The organism is Yersinia sp. 2553 StPb PI, from assembly GCF_052217105.1.
GTDB classification, from domain to species: Bacteria; Pseudomonadota; Gammaproteobacteria; order Enterobacterales; family Enterobacteriaceae; genus Yersinia; species Yersinia enterocolitica_E.
Window position 1 is genome coordinate 4,879,431 of sequence record NZ_JAZGPX010000002.1, and the last position, 19,883, is coordinate 4,899,313.

The following is a 19,883-nucleotide window of genomic DNA, read 5'->3' on the forward strand; positions in this document are numbered from 1 at the left end:
ATTACCTGCAATTGCCGGTATACGGTCGGTTTCACTCTTTATCAGGCGGCCAATTGGCCGCTTTTGTCTTCATATCATCGATATTATTAACGTCATTTCGAAGCAATTAAGGTAACACATTGATGAACACAGCCTTTTCCGAAGCTTACCAACAGCGGTTTGGTGGCATAGCGCGTCTATATGGTCAGCAGGCGCTGGAACTGTTTTCGCAGGCGCATATCTGTGTCATTGGTATTGGCGGTGTCGGCTCATGGGCAGCGGAAGCGCTGGCGCGCACTGGTATCGGCGCGATTACGTTGATTGATATGGATGATGTTTGCGTAACCAATACTAATCGTCAGATCCATGCCTTACGGCACAATGTCGGCCAAGCTAAAACCGAAGTGATGGCGGAACGTATTCTGGCTATCAATCCTGAATGCCGCGTGACGTGTATTGATGATTTTATTACTGCGGATAATGTCGCGGAGCTTTTAAATAACAATTTTAGCTATGTCATTGATGCAATTGATAGTGTACGGCCTAAGGCGGCACTACTCTCTTATTGTCGCCGCTATAAAATCCCAGTAGTCACCACCGGTGGTGCAGGTGGGCAGTTCGATCCAACACGTATTGAGGTAGTAGATCTGGCAAAAACCATTCAGGATCCGCTGGCGGCTAAGCTACGTGAAAGGTTGAAAAGTGACTTTAATGTGGTGAAAAACAGCAAAGGTAAACTGGGGATCGATTGTGTTTTTTCCAGCGAACCACTGGTTTATCCCCAGGCTGATGGATCAGTTTGTGCTTCGCGCAGTACAGCGGAAGGACCTAAAAAAATGGACTGTACTTCAGGTTTTGGCTCGGTAACCATGGTTACTGCGACCTTTGGTTTTGTTGCTGTGTCCCATGCATTGAAAAAAATGATGGCGAAAGCAGCCCGTCAGGTGAAATAACCCCTACTCTATATATTGGGCGGCGATAGCCTTTACACCTTGTGCCAGCGCCAGTAAACCGCTGGCGCGCGAGGTGCTTAGCTGCTGGCGTAGCCCTAACTGCTCAAACAGCGCCAATGGGTCTTCTGCTAATACCTGCTGTGGGGTTTTCCCCTCCACCGCAGTTAAAATAACCGCCAGTAATCCACGAACAATGCGGCCTTCGCTATCACCATAAAAATGTAAGCTACCATCCGGCAGGCGTTGATGCCCCAGCCACACTCGATTTTCACATCCAGTTAGCTCCAGTTCATTCTGTTTTAGTGGCTCCGGTAATGACGGAAGCTGTTTTGCCAGCAAAATCAACTGACGATAACGATCTTCCCACTGTTTATGAACGCTGAATGTCTCCAGCAGTTTAGCAGCAGTAATATCGTGACCAAAAGGGTGTGGGGCAATCATCATCTTCTCAATTAGACCGGTGGTTATTGGGCGAAATTATTATCTGTTAGTTCTTAATCTTGCAATAGTTCCAGAGCCTTAGCTATCGCGTTACACAATATATCAACATCGTTCGCGGTATTGTACGGTGCGAATGAGGCACGCAGGCTGCCACTCACCCCTAATGCTGCCATGAGTGGTTGTGCGCAATGTTGCCCGGCGCGCAGTGCGATGCCCTGTTCGGCCAATAACGTTACTAAATCGCTATGGTGCACACCATCGAAAGTAAACGCCAATAAACTGGATTGCTGGCAACGGAAGCTGCGAAAACCCGGTAATTTAGCCAGTTTATTCTCTGCCAATGTGGCTAAATCTTGGCTATAGGTTTCTGCTTCTGTCAGATCAATATGTTCGAGCCAACTAAGAACGGCAGAGAAACCAATGACGCCAGCAATATTTGGCGTACCAGCCTCAAAACGGTATGGCACCTCATGGGACGTAAATCCACCGAAGGAAGCATGAGTGAGCATTTTACCGCCACCGTGCCAGGCTGGCATCTCGTCGAGTAATTCAGACTTGCCGTACAGCACGCCTATGCCGGTCGGCCCATAAAGCTTGTGGGCTGAGAAAGCGTAAAAATCAATATCTAGCACTTGAACGTCTGCCGGGTTATGCACAACACCTTGCGCCCCATCTACCATCACTACACAGTTATATTGATGGGCAAGTTCGATTGCCTGAGCTAACTCGGGGCTACCACCCGTGACGTTAGACATTTGGCCCAGCGCCAATATGCGTGTTTTATCATTAAGCAATTGCGGTAATTGCTGTAAATCGGGGAGATGATCAAGGCCGATGGGTAATTTAACCATTCTGGCCCCTGTCTGCTCTGCAACCATAAGCCAGGGGATTAAGTTGGCATGATGTTCAGCTTCACTGACAATAATTTCATCACCCGTTTGCAGACGAGGGCGGGCATAGCTTTGTGCTACTAAATTAATGGCTTCGGTAGTGCCTTTGGTCCAAATGATATTTTCTGCTGCGGGTGCATTGATAAAGTCAGCCACTTGTTGGCGGGTTTCCTCAAAACGAACCGTCAATGACAATGCTGATTGATGTTGGCTGCGATGTACTGTTGCGGAGTCCTGCTGATAAAACTGTTGTGTCGCCTCAATCATGGCGCGGGGTTTCAGCGCAGTTGCCGCACTGTCCAGATAGGTTATCTCATCACTAATAGCCGGGAATTCCTGACGAAAATCCGTGGGATTAAAAGCTTTCATACTGTTGTTCTCATCCTTTGGGTTACTTCGGAACTGTCTCATTTTGACTCATTTTGTTCATAATTTGCCCGCTAATGGCTCGGTTCACTGGAAATATGTCATAAGTGAGTTATGCTAAATAGTAACGGACATAACCATTTGTCTGGTAATGAAAATGAGTTTTTTAGCATTTTAATCTGCAAGGAGTCACCCATGAAAAAGACAGCTGCCGTAATTTCTGCACTTATGCTCACTTTTACCTTAGCAGCCTGTTCAAGCAACTATGTTATGCATACCAATGATGGTCGCACTATCGTTGCTGATGGTAAACCTAAAGTAGATGATGAAACTGGGATGATAAGCTACACCGATGCCAACGGCACCGAGCAGCAAATTAACCGTTCAGAAGTAAAAGAAATGGCTGAGGGTAAGTAGTTTAACGCGAAGTCACCGTTCAAAAGATGCCTAATACGGCAATCAAACCCTCTGCAACAACTTAAATTTAAGCTCTGACTATGTGCAATGCAAAGTCGCGTTTAAATTTAAGCGCTGAAAATAGGGTAAAAAAAAGCACCGCTAAAATAGCGGTGCTGCATAAAATCACTATGGACAGACAGGGTAAATGTACAGGAAGTGAAAAAAAACAGTAGCTTAGCTACTATGTCTGGACTACCAGACCATTTGCAAACACAACATCACAACCACAAAGCCAAAAGCATTTCAGTACCTGGATACTAAACCTACTTTTCGTTCCGGCTTGGGAAGTGCCGCCACTATAGGTATTTGCTGGCGCATCATCAACGGACAATTTATAATGTCTCGGATTATAAAAACTAATAAGTAAACAAAGGGTTTCATCTAAGGATGAGCCGTTATAAAAAAAGTATCCAATTCATGTCAAAACGATTACCACCCCTGAACGCCTTGCGGGTTTTCGATGCGGCCGCACGCCACTTGAGTTTTACTAAAGCTGCTGATGAATTATTTGTCACGCAAGCGGCTGTTAGTCACCAGATAAAGTCCCTGGAGGATTTTCTCGGGCTAAAACTGTTCCGCCGTCGTAACCGCTCGCTGTTACTGACTGAGGAGGGGCAAAGCTACTACCTCGATATTAAAGAGATTTTTACCTCCATCAATGAAGCAACTCGTAAATTGCAGGCGCGTAGCGCGAAAGGCGCGCTCACTGTAAGCCTCCCTCCTAGCTTTGCTATTCAATGGCTGGTCCCTCGTCTATCTGGATTTAATGCGGCTTATCCGGGGATCGATGTCAGGATTCAGGCGGTAGATCGGGAGGAGGACAAACTTGCTGATGACGTTGATGTGGCTATTTTCTATGGCCGGGGTAATTGGACTGGTTTGCGTACTGAGCGTTTGTATGCAGAATTCTTACTTCCTGTTTGTGCGCCTACTTTATTAACGGGTGAGCATGGATTAAAAGTACCGGCAGATCTGGCTAATCATACGTTGTTGCATGATACTTCCCGCCGGGATTGGATGGCCTATACCCGTCAACTGGGTGTTCCTCAAATTAATGTGCAACAAGGTCCGATATTCAGCCATAGTGCGATGGTGGTTCAGGCTGCCGTTCACGGCCAAGGTATTGCGTTAGTGAATAACGTCATGGCTCAGGCAGAGATTGAAGCAGGGCGCTTGGTGTGCCCGTTTAATGATGTTTTGGTGAGTAAAAATGCTTTTTATCTGGTTTGTCATGACAGTCAGGCAGAACTAGGTAAAATAGCCGCCTTTCGTCAGTGGATATTGGCAAGAGCTGCCAGCGAGCAAGAAAAGTTACGCTTTCGCTATGAGAACTGATTAATCACCCTATTCTGCGTAGTAATGACAACCCATTCACGATGGTAACCCGCTACGATAAAATGGGCTATTGTCGGGCGATATAACGATATACCCACGTCATTGGAATCGCAGCTAGCACTTCTGCAATGTCGAGTACGAAGGGTATAACTCTATCTAATTTAAGGTTAATGACGATGAATGGTCGTTTAATGCTGATATTTGCCGCACTGAGCGGTTTTTTCTATGTCGCTTTTGGTGCCTTTGGTGCTCATGTATTGAGCGCCTCACTGGGGCCGAATGAGATGGCCTGGGTTCGTACTGGGCTGGAGTACCAAGGGTTCCATACGCTGGCGATTCTGGCGTTAGCTGTTGCGATGCAACGGCAAGTAAGTATTTGGTTTTACTGGAGTGGTGCCTTGTTAGCGCTCGGAACGCTACTCTTTAGCGGCAGTTTATATTGCCTGGCTCTATCGCACCTGAAACTGTGGGTATATATCACGCCAATCGGCGGCGTATGTTTTCTGGCGGGATGGATTTTGATGTTGATTGGCGCGCTGCGTCTAAGAAAAAGGGCAGAACGCCATGAATAATAAAATTGCTTTATATTGCCGCTCTGGCTTTGAGAAAGAGTGTGCGGCAGAAATTACCGCGAAAGCGGCACAGCTTGAAATCTTTGGTTTCGCTCGAGTAAAAGAAAACAGCGGTTATGTGCTGTTTGAGTGCTATCAGTTGGAAGATGCCGATCGCTTGATTCGTGAAGTGCCTTTTCGTGAGTTGATTTTTGCCCGCCAGATGATGGTGGTGGGTGAGTTATTAAAAGATTTGCCGCCGGAAGACCGTGTTTCACCGATTGTGGGGATGTTAGTCGGTGTTATTGAAAAAGCCGGTGAGTTACGTGTTGAAGTTCCTGATACCAATGAAAGCAAAGAGTTGCTTAAGTTTTGCCGTAAGTTAACGGTACCTTTACGCAGCGCAATGCGGGAACAAAAAATTCTTTCTGCCCGTGAAAATCCTCATCGGCCAGTAGTACACGTGTTCTTTATCGCGTCTGGCTGCTGTTATGTTGGCTACTCTTACAGCAATAATAACTCGCCGTTCTATATGGGTATCCCCCGTCTTAAGTTCCCATCTGACGCACCAAGCCGTTCAACCTTAAAACTGGAAGAAGCTTTTCATGTGTTTATCCCTGCGGATGAATGGGAGGAGCGTTTGGCCAGTGGTATGCATGCAGTTGATCTAGGTGCTTGCCCCGGTGGTTGGACCTACCAATTAGTGCAGCGCAGCATGATGGTTCAGGCTATTGATAATGGTGCGATGGCACAAAGCCTGATGGATACCGGACAGGTAACCCATCATCGCGTCGATGGTTTTAAATATGAGCCAACGCGTAGCAATATCTATTGGTTAGTATGCGATATGGTAGAAAAGCCGGCTAAAGTGACGCAACTTATCATCAAGTGGTTGGTAAACGGTTGGTGTCGTGAGGCAATTTTCAACTTGAAATTACCGATGAAAAAACGTTTTGAAATCGTTTTGGAAAATATGGAAATGATGGATGAACAGTTGAAAGAAAACGGTATCAATGCCCATATTCAAGCTAAACAGCTCTATCATGACCGTGAAGAAGTGACGGTGCATGTGCGTCGTATTTGGTCCGGTGTTCCGGGGCGTCGGGATGAGCGTCAATAGTCATATATATTTGGTACTTGCAGCCGCAGTGGTTTAGCGGTGGCTCCAATTACTGGAATATGAGTATCGTGTTATCCGCAAGGGGCCATTTGGCCCCTTAATTTTAAGGTAACCTAAGTTGTTGCAAATTACCGCTTAATGTCAAATCGGTTTTCAGTGTAGCGATTTGCTTACAGATAAATGCCATATCTTGGTGTTGCTGCAATTTCTTCCGCCATTTCTCCGGCACTGATTCCAGATCTTGATAAAGCACTTCAAGGTTGCTGGCATGCTGCAATAGCAGTGCGGCAGTTTTGGCACCTATCCCCGCGACGCCTGGAATTTTGCTGCTGCTGATGCCCGCAAGCCCCCAATAGTCAGGCAGTTGGTGTGGCAATACACCAAACTCTTGTTTTACAAATGGCATATCCAGCCAGCGTTTTTGGAAGTAATCGCGAATCTGTACATTTGGCGCTAACAGTTGGCAGTAACCTTTGTCGGTGGAAACGATCGTCACTTGATGGCCGGCTCCACCAATTTTGGTCGCCAAAGTTGCCGCCAGATCATCGGCTTCATTGCCAGGAGAATGCCAGCAAGCGACCCCGAGTGAACTAAACGCCTCACGGATCTGCGGCATTTCTTGTTGCAGGTTGTCCGGCATCGGTGAGCGGCCAGCTTTGTAATCAGGCAAGCATTGATGACGCCAACTATCGGAACGATCATCCTCATCAAACACGGCGACAGCGTGGGTGGGTAAACTATGTGAAATAAGCTGTTGCAACGCATGCTGGCAGGCATTAATGCAAGGTGAACCTTGTACTGCATGGATGCGACGAATCAGATTAAGTGCATCAACGATAAGAAGATGGATTTGCATAGCCTGTCTTATATAGTCATTAAGCCAGATTAATGTCGGGCAGCCACACGACTAAGTGCTGGCGCTGCCCGGTGAGGTATTACTATTTAAGGCTTAGCTGCAAATTTCGTAGCAAGGGGTATAAGCAGTGCCAGGCAGTTTCATTCGATGCTGTGCAATAAATCCTTGCAGTAAGCTATCCATTTGTTTCATCAATTGTGGATCGCCATGCAATTTATAAGGCCCATAGGCTTCGATGGCATGAATTCCCACTTCTTTTACGTTACCCGCAACGATGCCTGAGAATGCACGGCGTAGTGCCGCAGCCAGTTCTTCAGGGGGCTGGTTATGAGACAGATTGAGATTCGCCATATTTTCATGACTCGGTTCAAACGGATGCTGTAAATCTGGCTTGATACGGATAGACCAGTTGAAGCTATAAGCATCCCCCGTATTACGGCGGTTTTCTTTCACCAGTGGCATCGCTTTCTTCATTTGACGGGCGACTTCAGCCGGGTCATCGATAATTATCTTGTAGTATTTGCGCGCGCCATCACCCAGAGTGTTCATGATGAACTCATCCACCACTCGGAAATAATCCGCGCTCTCTTTTGGCCCGGTTAAGATAAGTGGCAGTACCTGCTCACTGTTCTCTGGATCCATTAATATGCCTAGCAGATAGAGCAACTCTTCCGCTGTCCCTACGCCACCTGGGAAAATAATGATGCCATGCGCGATGCGGACGAACGCTTCAAGCCGTTTCTCAATATCCGGCATGATAATCAATTCATTGACCAGCGGATTAGGTGGCTCTGCTGCAATGATGGAAGGCTCAGTCATACCAATAAAACGGCCATTTCTGTAACGTTGTTGGGCATGGCCAACGGCGGCACCCTTCATCGGTGCTTCCATCGCTCCTGGCCCACAGCCAGTGCAAATATTTAACTCTCGTAAACCCAGTTGGCTCCCCACTTTACGGGCATACAAGTATTCAGTTTCATTGATTGAATGGCCGCCCCAGCACACAATCATATTGGGGTCTTCATCAAGATGGAGGGCTCGGGCATTACGTAAAATAGAAAAGACCAGATTGGTCAAATGGCTGGAGCTTTCCATATCGAGATGTTGAAAACGCCCAGCGCTAACAATTTGACCATTCACAAACAAAATATCGCGTAACACCGCAAACAGATTTGCCTGTAATGAACGAATAATTTTGCCATCAACAAAAGCATGTTCTGGTGGATTTACCAGTTCGAGTTTTACACCTCGTTCACGGCGCAATACATTGATATCAAAAGTTTCATAACGCGATAAAAGCTCTTTGCTGTTATCGGTTAGGCTGCCTGAATTGAGAACTGCCAAGGAGCAGTTACGGAATAAACGGTACAGATCACTGCTGGCTGTACGTTTGAGCATATCCACTTCGAGCTGTGATAACAGATCCATTGAGCCGAGTGGGCTGACATGTGTAATCAAAGTTACTCCTTTACACCCCGGAGGGTGGTAGTGTCCGTGTATACCCTTCGTACTTAACGTTGCTGGGTGTTGGCTGCCTACCAGCAACACCAATTACTTTGGGTATATCAGAATGCTGCTTTCTATTTTGCCGTGGAATATCATAGAGATATTTAAGTATCTATCCCTGATTTCTCTACTGAAAAATAGCGTGAAGATACGGTAATTAACCTTAACGTTGTCCCTCGGTTTTTGCCAATACTAACGTGCGTTGTGTTTAAATGTTGCGTACATGTACGCATATATTTATTGCCGGGCCATACGGCCAGTTGATGGAACAAAATCAGTATTGGAGCGCCAAGGGTTGATATCCAGTCCGCCACGGCGGGTATAACGAGCATAGACCGACAGTGTTTCAGGCTGACAAAAACGCATTATGTCGTTGAAGATACGCTCTACACACTGTTCGTGAAATTCATTATGGTGCCGGAAAGAGACCAGATAGCGTAGCAGTGCCTCTCGGTTAATCTGTGGGCCACTGTAGCTGATTTGTACTGATCCCCAATCTGGCTGGTGGGTAATCAGGCAGTTGGATTTGAGCAGATGGCTAACCAGGCTCTCTTCTACTCTGTTGGCCGTGGTAGCCCCTTGCAGATAATCGGCGCTAAATTCATAGCTATTGATACGAATATCCTGTTGGTCGAGACATTCGCCCGAGAAATCGGCAATGGGTTGATGTGTTATTTCATTGAGTTGATATAGCGTGACACTGACATCACCTTGAGCGCAGGCCGCCAAATCGCGTTGCAATGTGGCGCGAACACTTTCCCAATCAGCAAACACGGTTTGGTTAAAACTGTTGAGATAGAGTTTAAAGCTTTTGGATTCAATCAGATTAGTACTATCCGCATTCAGGCTGATTTCACCCACGGCAACTTGTGGCAGGCCATTACTGTTTAGCCAAGACAATTCATAGAGCGTCCAGATATCTGCACCATGAAAGGGCAGGTTATCTGGATATAAACCGAGAGGTTCACGGTTCATGCTGCGTGGCACAGCTTGCAACAAGGTGACGTCATAGTGATCGCGATAAGCGGTTGGTTTGCCCAGCGTCAGTTCCGCCAGAGCCTTATGGTCTTGATATGAAGACATGCTGTTCCCATGATGAGAGAAAGGTACAATAGCTTTAGTTTATCAATTTATGCCGCGTTTAACTGCATTTCTGAGTGGGGGTAACACTCAGAAATGCAGCGCAAGCCGCCGCGATACTGAGAATCGAGAATGGACCAGAATGTTTCAACGGCACTGAATAGCTTTACCCAACGTTATATCAATCTATGGCAGCAGCAGACCGGGCATCTGCCCGCCAGTGAAGAACTTTATGGTGTTCCTTCACCTTGCATCGTGGAAACTCAGGACAGCCAGGTATTTTGGTTGCCACAGCCAGCGGTTGCCGATGCCACATTGGCTAATATTGAACGGGCGTTGGAGATTCAGCTTCACCCGGATATTCATGCGTTTTACACCTGCCAATATGCTGGCGACATGATGGCTGATTTAGGTGATCACCGTTTTACGCTGCTACAAGTGTGGAGCGAAGATGATTTTATCCGTTTACAGGAGAATCTAATTGGTCATCTGGTCACGCAAAAAAGGCTGAAACTCTCGCCAACGCTGTTTTTAGCAACCACCGAGTCAGAGATGACAATGGCTTCATTGTGCAATGTCACAGGTAATGTGGTGTTAGAGCAATTTGGTAGTAGTAAGCGCACCCTGCTGGCATCGACTCTCATACATTTTCTTGATGCATTGCGTCCAGTATTACCTGAATAAGCGAGTGGTTATTGTTTATTCTAGTCAAGTCGGTGTGCGAGATCTCTCACACCGGCTGTGAGACATAACTTCTATTCTTTAACTGTAAAGTTTTTGTGTCAAATTTATCTTCAATAAAATCATTTTGTTATAAACGTTCATTTTTTATATGTAAAAGTATCAGCATCATTATTCTTACAGTGCCTTGCCACCCTTTGTCGATTAAGCGATCCTTCTAATCGCCGGATAGGATCTGGCGGAGAAGGACGGTATCTGGATGCTACCACTTCAGGATGAAGAACACTGGGACTGCTTAGGACGAGTGAAGGGATGTTTCAGGATGGAACAAAGGACACCTCCAGGATGGAGATTGAGAGCCGGTTCAGGATGAATGGTGGGTTAGGATAACCTCAGGATTAGCATCGGGATGGTGTAGGACACTGCGACGGATTGCTGGTTAGGATAACCACACGGAAAAGTTTTCATGGATTGAGCAGGGAGCATCACTTTTAGCGGGATAGCTATGAAACGAATTGAGGGGTACTGGTAAAACAGTACCCCTTTTTTTATGCTTATTTTGCCCAATATCCTTCTGTTGTCTATGGCGTGAGTTTGGGCATCGCCTTCTTCAATGGTATGCTTGGCCGCCGTTGGACCAGCCCGGCGAATGGCTGTTTTTTGGTTGAGAGCATAATCATGAGTATAGAAAATCAGGTGCGTCAGAACTTACGGGATATTGAGCTTGCCATGCGAGCAATTGATCTTTGGCAAGTTGTTCCACCGCCAGCGGCAGCCTTCGAAAGTAATGAGCCTTTCAGTATCGATACCATGGATGCCGAGCAGTGGTTGCAATGGGTACTGATTCCCCGAATGTATGCATTGCTGGAATCGAATAACCCACTTCCGACACGTTTCGCCATTACGCCATACTTTGAAGAGGCATTAAGTGGTGATAGTCGGCCAGATTGCACCATACTGCTGGCACAATTACAGTGTCTCGATGATCTGTTGAATAAAGAAAGTAACTAATGCTGGAAATAATTTACCAAGATGAATATATAGTTGCGGTGAATAAACCCGCCGGTTGGCTGGTTCACCGTAGTTGGTTGGACAGTAATGAAACCGTATTTGTGATGCAAACGGTGCGCGACCAGATTGGCCAGCATGTTTATACCGTCCACCGTCTGGATCGCCCAACATCAGGTGTGCTGCTGATGGCGTTATCCAGTGATGTTGCCCGTGCTCTTTCGGCGCAGTTTGAACAGCACCAGATTCAGAAAATATACCATGCGGTGGTTCGTGGCTATGTGCTGGAAGGTGGTACGGTTGATTACGCGATGAGCGAAGAACTGGATAAAATCGCGGATAAACATTCCAAACAAGATAAAGCACCACAACCGTCAGTTACCCACTATCAGCCTTTGGCTCAAGTGGAAGTTCCTGTTGCTATTGGGCGCTATGACACATCACGCTTCAGTTTATTGGAGCTGAAACCGGAAACAGGGCGTAAGCATCAGTTACGGCGACATATGGCACATATACGCCACCCAATTATTGGTGATAGTGCCCACGGTGATTTGCGTCAGAATAGAGGCATTGCCCAACACTTTGATTGCTCACGGCTCATGTTGCACGCTAGCCATTTACAATTGAATCATCCAGTTACTGGTGAGGTGCTTTCGCTTACGGCGCGTTGGGATGAATCCTGGCAAGGCTTGATGTCACACTTTGGCTGGTTGGGTATTACCCCTTATCTTGAAAGGGTTGAGTTTCCGGCGACCGAAGGTCAGGATAGTGAATAATTTTTTCTGGTTAAAAGGGAATATCTTTTATGGCTCAGGTCGGGATTTTTGTCGGCACTGTCTACGGTAATGCGTTGTTAGTGGCGGAAGAAGCTGAAAACATACTGAAAGAGCAGGGGCATGAGGTAACACTGTTTGAAGAGGGGACTTTAGAAGCCTGGCAGTATTATCGTCAACATTATGCACTGGTTATCACATCTACTACCGGACAAGGCGACTTCCCTGACAGCATAGCAGCACTGTTCGTCGCTGTTCGTGATCAGGTAGGGTTTCAGCCAGAGCTACGTTATGGCGTCATTGCACTAGGTGACAGCAGTTATGATAATTTCTGCGGCGCAGGGCGAGCATTTGATGAACTGCTGCAAGAGCAAGGGGCGACCCGGATTGGTGAACGACTGGATATTGACGCGATGGAACACCCTGAGCCAGAAGTGGTTTCAGCGTTGTGGGTAGAAAAATGGGGCCGCTTGCTTAAGTAACATAGCTTCTGCTCAATGACGTATTGTGGCGTGCAGTGTGCTGCCACAATACGTGTTCAGCTAGATTTAGCGGCCGTTGGTCAGCTTTTCTAAATCTGATTCAATTTCTGAAATCTTATTGGCGACAACGCTTTCTAAATGGCGTAAGTCATCCAGGATTTTGCGTTTCAAATCCACTTCAATCTGATCGCGCTTACACAGTTGATCCAACTCATCAATGACGTAACGGAGATTAGGATTGATTTCATTGATTTCTTTGTAACCATGTCCAGCGTTATCCGCCACTACAGTTTTGCGTTGGCGTGGATATTTGAATTTCACACTCTTAGCAAAAAACTCGCCTTTATCTTTGCGGAAATAAATTTTCAGAATGTCGTTATTGGCCTCCTGACGCAGGCTATAGCGATCGACATCTTCTGGTTGTGTGATTCCTAAGCTTTTCAGATTGTCATACATAGCGCCACCTTTTTGATTTTATATTCCACAGTTTATGATTATGACGGTAAATTTCGCCAAAGTATGTGATTGCAGGCGATAACTTCACAAAGCAAAAAAATAGCGGGTGATTAGCCCGCTATATTCATCTTAGTCGATGGTGCGTAATAACTCATTAATACCGACTTTTCCACGGGTTTTCGCGTCAACTTTCTTCACGATAACTGCACAGTACAGGCTGTAGCTACCGTCTTTCGAGGGCAGGTTACCGGAAACGACAACAGACCCGGCCGGAACGCGGCCATAGTGAATTTCACCAGTTTCACGATCGTAAATACGGGTGCTTTGCCCAATAAATACGCCCATAGAGATAACGGAACCTTCTTCGACGATAACCCCTTCAACCACTTCTGAACGCGCACCGACAAAGCAGTTATCTTCAATGATGGTTGGGTTGGCTTGCAGTGGCTCAAGCACGCCACCAATGCCGACACCACCGGACAAGTGCACATTCTTACCAATTTGCGCGCAAGAACCGACAGTTGCCCAGGTATCGACCATGGTGCCTTCATCAACGAAAGCGCCAATATTCACATAAGAAGGCATCAGTACGGTATTACGAGCGATAAATGCGCCTTTACGTACGGTTGCTGGTGGTACGACACGGAAGCCTTCACGTTGGAACCGCGCTTCATCGTAACCGGCGAATTTCATTGGTACTTTGTCGTAGTAACGCGTTTCTGCGCCTTCCATGACCTGATTATCATTGATACGGAAAGACAGCAGTACCGCTTTCTTCAGCCATTGATGGGTAACCCACTGGCCGTCAATCTTTTCTGCCACCCGTAGTGCACCGGTATCAAGCAGATCAATCACGTGGTTAATCGCTTCGCGGGTTACGGTATCAACGTTGGCCGGCGTGATATCTGCACGGCGTTCGAAGGCGGTTTCAATAACGTTCTGTAGTTGCTGCATCCTGTTCCCTTCAAAATGGGTTGTAAGAAAAATTAATGACTAAAAAGTTATTTGTATCACAGTTTATCGTTCGGATTGAGGGTATCTGTCAACCGTTGTGCTAATTCGCGGCGGGTTTCAATACTTAAAGCGCGGCGATCTTTGTCTGCTAATACAAATAAATCCTCCACCCGCTCGCCAATAGTTGTGATACGTGCGCTATGCAGCGATAACCCTAAATCTGCAAATATCCCACCTACCCGAGCCAGTAAGCCCGGCTGGTCCAGTGCAATTAGCTCCAGATAAGTACGGCGCTCGTTATGGGTTGGCAAGAAATTGGTTTCAGTCGGTACACTGAAATGCCGTAATTTAGGTGATAACCGCCTGACGCGCGGATGTTGATAATTCGGCTGGGTCATCGCTTGTTCTAAGGCATGACTAATGATGGGATGTCTATCTTGAGCCAGTGGACTGCCATCTGGCTCCAATACGATAAAGGTATCCATCGCCATACCATCACGGTTGGTGAAAATCTGTGCATCATGAACACTCAGATTGCGGCGATCCAGCTCACCGACCACCGCAGCAAACAGTGATGGGCGGTCAGGGCTCCAGATGAATATTTCGGTTCCCCCCCGTGTTGCCTGACGGCTAACTAACACCAGTGGCTTGGTTGAGTCATGCTCTAATAAGTGGCGGGCATGCCAGGCTAATTGATTGGGTGAATGACGCAGGAAATAATCAGCCCGGCAGCGGCTCCAGATGCGGTGCAATGCTTCTTCATCGATATTATCCATCCGCAGCAGCGCCAGAGCTTGTAGCCGGTGGTGACGGACACGTTCGCGCAAATCCGGGCTGTTTTGCATACCACGGCGTAACTGTTTTTCTGTAGCGAAATAAAGTTCGCGTAACAGGCTCTGTTTCCAGCTATTCCACAAATTTTCATTGGTGGCGCAAATATCAGCCACCGTCAGACTGACTAAATAGCGCAAGCGAGTTTCGCTTTGTACTTCGGCGGAGAATTGCTGAATAACCGCAGGGTCCTGAATATCCCGACGCTGAGCTGTCACTGACATCAAGAGATGGCAACGAACTAACCAAGCCACAAGTTGAGCTTCGCGCGAGTTAAGGCCGTGCTGCTCGGCAAATTCCAATACGTCGTGAGCGCCCAGTATTGAATGGTCGCCCCCACGCCCTTTGGCAATATCGTGGAACAGCGCTGCTAGCAACAATAATTCAGGTTGAGGCAGGCGTGGGTAAAGCTCGACGCAGAGAGGATGGCGTGGCCGGGTTTTTTCATCGGCAAAGCTTTCGAGTTTAAGTAACACGCGGATAGTGTGCTCATCTACGGTGTAGGCGTGAAACAGGTCAAACTGCATCTGGCCAACGATACTGCCCCATTGTGGCATATAGGCCCACAGCACGCTGTGGCGATGCATCGGTAATAATGCTCGGGAAACCGCACCTGGGTGGCGCAAAATGGCCATGAATAGCTTGCGGGCTTCAGGAATGTTACATAAAGGCTGTTTCAGATGCCGCCGGGCATGGCGTAAGCGGCGTACTGTGGTGGAATATATGCCTTTGATATCCTGATTGCGCACCATCAGATAGAACATGCGCATAATAGCTTCAGGCTGCTGGATAAATAAGTTCTCATCACGCAGATCTATCAAATCCCCGCGTAACTGAAATTCATCATCCAGTGGACGTGGTTTTTCATTGGTACCCAGCGCCAATATGGCTTCGTCAAACAGTTGTAGCAGCATGTTGTTCAGTTCGCTGACCCGGCGCGTCATACGATAAAAATCTTTCATCATCCGTTCGACCGGTTCATTGCCTTCGCCCTGATATTGCAAAAGCTGAGCCACACTCAGTTGGCGGTCAAACAGCAGGCGGTTATCGTAGCGAGTTAATACCAAATGCAGCGCGAAACGGATGCGCCACAGAAAACTCTGGCTTTCAATCAGCTCATTGCGCTCAGCTTTGGTCAGAAAACCGAAATCAACCATCTCACTTAAGGATGTGGCACCAAAATGGCGGCGGGCTACCCATTGTAGGGTGTGGATATCCCGTAACCCACCAGGGCTACTTTTAATATCAGGCTCTAGGTTATAACTGGTGCCATGGTAGCGTTTATGCCGTTCTTGTTGTTCGGTGATTTTGGCATGGAAAAATTGCGGAGAGGGCCAGAAATTGTCGCTGAAAATGTGCTTCTGCATCTGTAAAAACAGGGCTACATCACCGCAAATCAAGCGTGACTCAATCATATTGGTGGCGACAGTGAGGTCGGCTAACCCCTCGAGCAAACACTCTTCCAGTGTGCGCACGCTGTGGCCGACTTCCAGTTTCAGGTCCCATAGCAAAGTGATCAACTGGCCGACGCGTTGCGCATCTTCATCGCTTAGACGCTGCCTGCTGAGAACCAATACATCAATATCTGATAAGGGGTGTAGTTCACCACGGCCATAGCCGCCCACAGCAACCAGCGCGGTTTCAGCCACATCATCAAAGCCATAGAAGGTCCACAGCCGCCGTAACAGGCGGTCAATGTAATCACTGCGCGCAGCAATTAATATCTCGGCACTGATTCCGCCATTGAATGCTTCCGCCTGCCAAAGTTGGAAAGTCTCAAGCCGCTGTTTGAGAATCGGGCAATTAAGGTCACTATCGAGATAAGTGCTCGGTGGTGCGGGCTGCTCAGGAATGACCTTCGGTACCGCAGGGGATACAGAGTGCTCGGTGTGATTGTCAGACATATGTTTACCCGATAAATGCGACCTGATAAAAAGACGCAGCCCATAAAAAAGCCGGCGGCTGCCGGCTTGTCATTATTACTCGTGCGTTATGATGTTGGGGATGGTGTCATCCTTTCGCAACGTCATTATTTCGCAGCCGTTATCGGTTACCACAATAGTATGCTCATACTGTGCCGACAAGCTGCGATCTTTAGTTTTTACCGTCCAGCCATCTTTCATGGTACGAATTCGGTAATCCCCTGCGTTGACCATAGGCTCAATGGTGAAAGCCATACCAGTTTGTAGGATTACGCCACCGTCGTCTGCATCGTAGTGCAGCACTTGTGGTTCTTCATGGAAACCTTCGCCAATACCGTGGCCACAATATTCACGCACCACAGAAAAGTTCTCTGCTTCCACAAATTTTTGGATCTCTTTACCCAGAGTGCGCAGGCGGATACCCGGTTTGACCATTTTGATTGCCAGGTACAGGCTCTCTTGAGTGACGCGGCACAGGCGCTCACCTAAAATGGTCGGTTTGCCGACGATAAACATTTTTGATGTATCGCCATGGAAACCGTCTTTAATAACAGTCACGTCGATATTGACGATGTCACCGTCTTTCAACACTTTCTCATCACTTGGAATGCCGTGACAAATAACTTCATTAATGGAAATACAAACCGATTTAGGAAAGCCGTGGTAACCCAGACAAGCAGAGATAGCCTGCTGATGGTTGGTGATATGATCGTGGCAGATACGATCGAGTTCACCAGTGGTTACCCCCGGTTTTACGTGAGGTTCAATGATCTCCAGCACTTCAGCAGCCAGGCGGCCAGCAACGCGCATTTTTTGAATATCTTCAGGTGTTTTTATTGAGATTGCCATGCAAAAGTGTCCGTAGGGGCTGTGAATACCAACCAGCCGCCGTAATATGAATAAGCAGGTAATAAATATCATATACCCTAAATAACCTGTCGCTAATGGTACCAGCCCTGCAATTAGCTGCCAAACTTTCGTTTGCAGTGACGACACTAAATGCAACAAAAGTTGGTGTGTTGCGGCTGTTTATGGTATAAAGCGCGCCGGCAAACCGCACTATTATGTTGTCGTTTCAGGTCCGATTTCAGGGCATGTCCTGATGGCAGGTAGCTGTTTAGCTGAGTAATACCAATCGCACTCATATGTGTAAATAACACACACGTGTCGACACATACGCCGGGGTGCCCTAAAGTTTTTGATGATTATCAATTTCTTATGGGGTCGGCGTTATGGGGCACGTGGAGGCATAACCCCAACTGATACTATAGAGGTTTTAATCATGGCAACTGTTTCCATGCGCGACATGCTCCAGGCCGGTGTTCACTTCGGTCACCAGACCCGTTACTGGAACCCGAAAATGAAGCCTTTCATCTTCGGCGCACGTAACAAAGTTCACATCATCAACCTGGAAAAGACCGTACCAATGTTCAACGAAGCTCTGGCTGAATTGAAAAAGATCTCTTCCCGTAAAGGTAAGATCTTGTTCGTTGGTACTAAACGCGCAGCAAGCGAAGCGGTAAAAGACGCTGCCAACAACTGCGACCAGTTCTTCGTGAACCATCGCTGGTTGGGCGGGATGCTGACTAACTGGAAAACTGTTCGTCAGTCCATCAAACGTTTGAAAGATTTGGAAATCCAGTCTCAAGACGGCACCTTTGACAAGCTGACCAAAAAAGAAGCGCTGATGCGTACTCGTGAACTGAACAAGCTGGAAAACAGCCTGGGCGGTATCAAAGACATGGGCGGTTTACCAGACGCTCTGTTTGTTGTTGATGCTGATCACGAACACATCGCTATCAAAGAAGCTAACAACCTGGGTATCCCGGTATTCTCTATCGTTGATACTAACTCCGATCCAGATGGCGTTGACTTCATCATCCCAGGTAACGATGACGCGATCCGTGCAGTTAAACTGTACCTGAACGCCGTTGCTACTGCCGTCACTGAAGGTCGTTCTCAAGATCTGGCCGTTCAAGCGGAAGAAAGCTTCGTAGAAGCTGAATAATAAGTCAGGCTCGTTGGAGCCCTTATTAACCAGGTATTGAAATATGTTGGTTAGGGGGCCTTTATAGGCCCCCTTTGCGTATCTAATGTGAGATCTTGTTTTCACAAGAGAACCGAGGAAATTTAAATGGTTGCTATTACCGCTGCTTTGGTAAAAGAACTGCGTGAGCGTACTGCCGCAGGCATGATGGAATGTAAAAAGGCGTTGGTTGAAGCTAACGGCGACATCGAGCTTGCCATCGACAATATGCGTAAATCTGGTCAGGCTAAAGCTGCTAAGAAAGCAGGCCGTATCGCTGCTGAAGGCATCATCCTGGCTCAACTTTCAGCCGACGGTAAGTTCGGTGTGATTCTGGAACTGAACTGCGAAACTGACTTTGTTGCTAAAGATGCTGGCTTCAAAGCATTTGGCGAAGAAGTTATCAACGCAGCTCTGGCTGACAAAATCACTAATATCGACGTTCTGAAAGCTAAGTTTGAAGAGCAACGCGCCAATCTGGTAGCTAAAATCGGCGAGAACATCAATATTCGTCGTATTGCTGCTCTGGAAGGCGATGTTCTGGGTACTTATCTGCACGGCGCTCGTATCGGCGTTATGGTTGCAGCAACTGGCGCTGATGAAGAGCTGGTTAAGCACATTGCTATGCACATTGCTGCAAGCAAACCAGAATATGTTAAGCCAGACGATGTTCCTGCTGAAGTTGTTGCTCGCGAGCACCAAATCCAGTTGGACATTGCTATCGAATCCGGCAAACCACGTGAAATTGCTGAGAAGATGGTTGAAGGCCGTATGCGTAAGTTCACCGGCGAAGTTTCTCTGACTGGTCAGAACTTCGTTATGGACCCAAGCAAAACCGTTGGTGATTTGTTGAAAGAGAACAAAGCTGACGTAACAAACTTCATCCGCTTCGAAGTGGGCGAAGGCATTGAGAAAGTTGAGACTGACTTTGCTGCTGAAGTTGCAGCAATGAGCAAACAGTCTTAATGCTAAAAATGGGGCCGCCAATCGGCGGTTCCATTTTATCCACTCGATACCCGTCATACTTCAAATTACAGGTGCGTTGACTGCTTTCGTTCACTTCAGTCACTTACTTATGTAAGCTTCTGAGGATTCGCTCAGTTGTCGTCTTCCTGCAACTCGAATTATTTAGGGTATAAGCTTAGTCCTGTCAGTTTTCAGCGCACGGTATTGCTTTGAACATTTGACGGTCAAGTTCCCAATATTTATTACTG

Annotated in this window: 20 protein-coding genes; 11 read left to right on the forward strand and 9 right to left on the reverse strand. The window is 47.2% G+C overall.

What is annotated here, in order from left to right; all coding sequences use genetic code 11:
* The first annotated feature begins 122 nt into the window (after window positions 1-122).
* Window positions 123-932: a tRNA cyclic N6-threonylcarbamoyladenosine(37) synthase TcdA gene (gene tcdA, locus V2A84_RS23505; protein ID WP_442820574.1), complete on the forward strand. Its 810-nt coding sequence runs from the start codon at window positions 123-125 to the stop codon at window positions 930-932.
* A gap of 3 nt (window positions 933-935) precedes the next feature.
* On the opposite strand, the gene csdE is transcribed toward tcdA, so the two are convergent.
* Window positions 936-1,376 (reverse strand): cysteine desulfurase sulfur acceptor subunit CsdE, encoded by a 441-nt coding sequence (gene csdE, locus V2A84_RS23510; RefSeq protein ID WP_083162892.1) that lies wholly within the window; start codon window positions 1,374-1,376, stop codon window positions 936-938.
* A 50-nt stretch (window positions 1,377-1,426) separates the two neighbouring features.
* The gene (gene csdA, locus V2A84_RS23515; protein ID WP_193784868.1) at window positions 1,427-2,632 is read right to left on the reverse strand and encodes a cysteine desulfurase CsdA; all 1,206 of its coding nucleotides are present in this window, start codon (window positions 2,630-2,632) and stop codon (window positions 1,427-1,429) included.
* A gap of 192 nt (window positions 2,633-2,824) precedes the next feature.
* Between csdA and V2A84_RS23520 the strand changes: the two genes are divergently transcribed.
* From V2A84_RS23520 to rlmM, 4 genes are all read left to right on the forward strand, one after another.
* Entirely contained in the window at window positions 2,825-3,046 is a 222-nt protein-coding gene (locus V2A84_RS23520) for a YgdI/YgdR family lipoprotein (protein ID WP_005166349.1), read from the forward strand.
* A gap of 459 nt (window positions 3,047-3,505) precedes the next feature.
* The gene (locus V2A84_RS23525) at window positions 3,506-4,423 is read left to right on the forward strand and encodes a transcriptional regulator GcvA (protein ID WP_083162896.1); all 918 of its coding nucleotides are present in this window, start codon (window positions 3,506-3,508) and stop codon (window positions 4,421-4,423) included.
* A gap of 176 nt (window positions 4,424-4,599) precedes the next feature.
* Entirely contained in the window at window positions 4,600-4,995 is a 396-nt protein-coding gene (locus V2A84_RS23530; RefSeq protein WP_083162898.1) for a DUF423 domain-containing protein, read from the forward strand.
* A complete protein-coding gene (rlmM, locus tag V2A84_RS23535) occupies window positions 4,988-6,094 on the forward strand; it encodes a 23S rRNA (cytidine(2498)-2'-O)-methyltransferase RlmM (protein ID WP_083162900.1) in 1,107 nt (368 codons plus the stop codon). Before V2A84_RS23530 ends, rlmM begins: the two co-directional genes overlap by 8 nt.
* Window positions 6,095-6,197: 103 nt before the next feature.
* Here the strand turns inward: rlmM and xni are convergent, their stop codons facing one another.
* The 3 genes from xni to queF all read right to left on the reverse strand — a co-directional run bounded on the left by xni (window position 6,198) and on the right by queF (window position 9,539).
* The gene (gene xni / locus V2A84_RS23540; RefSeq protein WP_083162902.1) at window positions 6,198-6,950 is read right to left on the reverse strand and encodes a flap endonuclease Xni; all 753 of its coding nucleotides are present in this window, start codon (window positions 6,948-6,950) and stop codon (window positions 6,198-6,200) included.
* Window positions 6,951-7,043: 93 nt separating this feature from the next.
* The gene (ppnN, locus tag V2A84_RS23545; protein ID WP_083162904.1) at window positions 7,044-8,408 is read right to left on the reverse strand and encodes a nucleotide 5'-monophosphate nucleosidase PpnN; all 1,365 of its coding nucleotides are present in this window, start codon (window positions 8,406-8,408) and stop codon (window positions 7,044-7,046) included.
* A 285-nt stretch (window positions 8,409-8,693) separates the two neighbouring features.
* Window positions 8,694-9,539: an NADPH-dependent 7-cyano-7-deazaguanine reductase QueF gene (queF, locus tag V2A84_RS23550; RefSeq protein ID WP_083162906.1), complete on the reverse strand. Its 846-nt coding sequence runs from the start codon at window positions 9,537-9,539 to the stop codon at window positions 8,694-8,696.
* Window positions 9,540-9,668: 129 nt separating this feature from the next.
* On the opposite strand from queF, the gene syd reads away from it, so the two are divergent.
* The 4 genes from syd to V2A84_RS23570 all read left to right on the forward strand — a co-directional run bounded on the left by syd (window position 9,669) and on the right by V2A84_RS23570 (window position 12,480).
* Complete coding sequence (gene syd, locus V2A84_RS23555) at window positions 9,669-10,220, forward strand: SecY-interacting protein (protein WP_083162908.1); 552 nt, start codon at window positions 9,669-9,671, stop codon at window positions 10,218-10,220.
* A gap of 675 nt (window positions 10,221-10,895) precedes the next feature.
* Window positions 10,896-11,228 carry a YqcC family protein gene (locus tag V2A84_RS23560; protein WP_083164106.1) on the forward strand — a complete coding sequence of 111 codons (333 nt, stop codon included), beginning with the start codon at window positions 10,896-10,898 and terminating at the stop codon, window positions 11,226-11,228.
* Window positions 11,228-12,001 carry a tRNA pseudouridine(65) synthase TruC gene (truC, locus tag V2A84_RS23565; RefSeq protein ID WP_083162910.1) on the forward strand — a complete coding sequence of 258 codons (774 nt, stop codon included), beginning with the start codon at window positions 11,228-11,230 and terminating at the stop codon, window positions 11,999-12,001. The genes V2A84_RS23560 and truC overlap by 1 nt, the downstream gene beginning before the upstream one ends.
* Window positions 12,002-12,030: 29 nt before the next feature.
* Complete coding sequence (locus V2A84_RS23570) at window positions 12,031-12,480, forward strand: flavodoxin (protein WP_083162913.1); 450 nt, start codon at window positions 12,031-12,033, stop codon at window positions 12,478-12,480.
* Between the two features lie 66 nt (window positions 12,481-12,546).
* Here the strand turns inward: V2A84_RS23570 and V2A84_RS23575 are convergent, their stop codons facing one another.
* The 4 genes from V2A84_RS23575 to map form a co-directional block, all read right to left on the reverse strand.
* Window positions 12,547-12,936, reverse strand: a complete 390-nt coding sequence (locus V2A84_RS23575; protein ID WP_004706707.1) for a DUF3461 family protein — start codon at window positions 12,934-12,936, stop codon at window positions 12,547-12,549.
* A 129-nt stretch (window positions 12,937-13,065) separates the two neighbouring features.
* Window positions 13,066-13,890 carry a 2,3,4,5-tetrahydropyridine-2,6-dicarboxylate N-succinyltransferase gene (gene dapD, locus V2A84_RS23580; protein WP_004391708.1) on the reverse strand — a complete coding sequence of 275 codons (825 nt, stop codon included), beginning with the start codon at window positions 13,888-13,890 and terminating at the stop codon, window positions 13,066-13,068.
* A 56-nt stretch (window positions 13,891-13,946) separates the two neighbouring features.
* The gene (glnD, locus tag V2A84_RS23585; protein WP_083162915.1) at window positions 13,947-16,625 is read right to left on the reverse strand and encodes a bifunctional uridylyltransferase/uridylyl-removing protein GlnD; all 2,679 of its coding nucleotides are present in this window, start codon (window positions 16,623-16,625) and stop codon (window positions 13,947-13,949) included.
* A 75-nt stretch (window positions 16,626-16,700) separates the two neighbouring features.
* Entirely contained in the window at window positions 16,701-17,492 is a 792-nt protein-coding gene (map, locus tag V2A84_RS23590; protein ID WP_083162917.1) for a type I methionyl aminopeptidase, read from the reverse strand.
* A gap of 433 nt (window positions 17,493-17,925) precedes the next feature.
* Between map and rpsB the strand changes: the two genes are divergently transcribed.
* Both rpsB and tsf read left to right on the forward strand, forming a co-directional pair.
* Entirely contained in the window at window positions 17,926-18,651 is a 726-nt protein-coding gene (rpsB, locus tag V2A84_RS23595) for a 30S ribosomal protein S2 (protein WP_083164108.1), read from the forward strand.
* 126 nt (window positions 18,652-18,777) lie between these two features.
* Window positions 18,778-19,635, forward strand: coding sequence for a translation elongation factor Ts (gene tsf, locus V2A84_RS23600; protein ID WP_005185754.1), 858 nt, complete (start codon window positions 18,778-18,780; stop codon window positions 19,633-19,635).
* Window positions 19,636-19,883 lie beyond the last annotated feature (248 nt).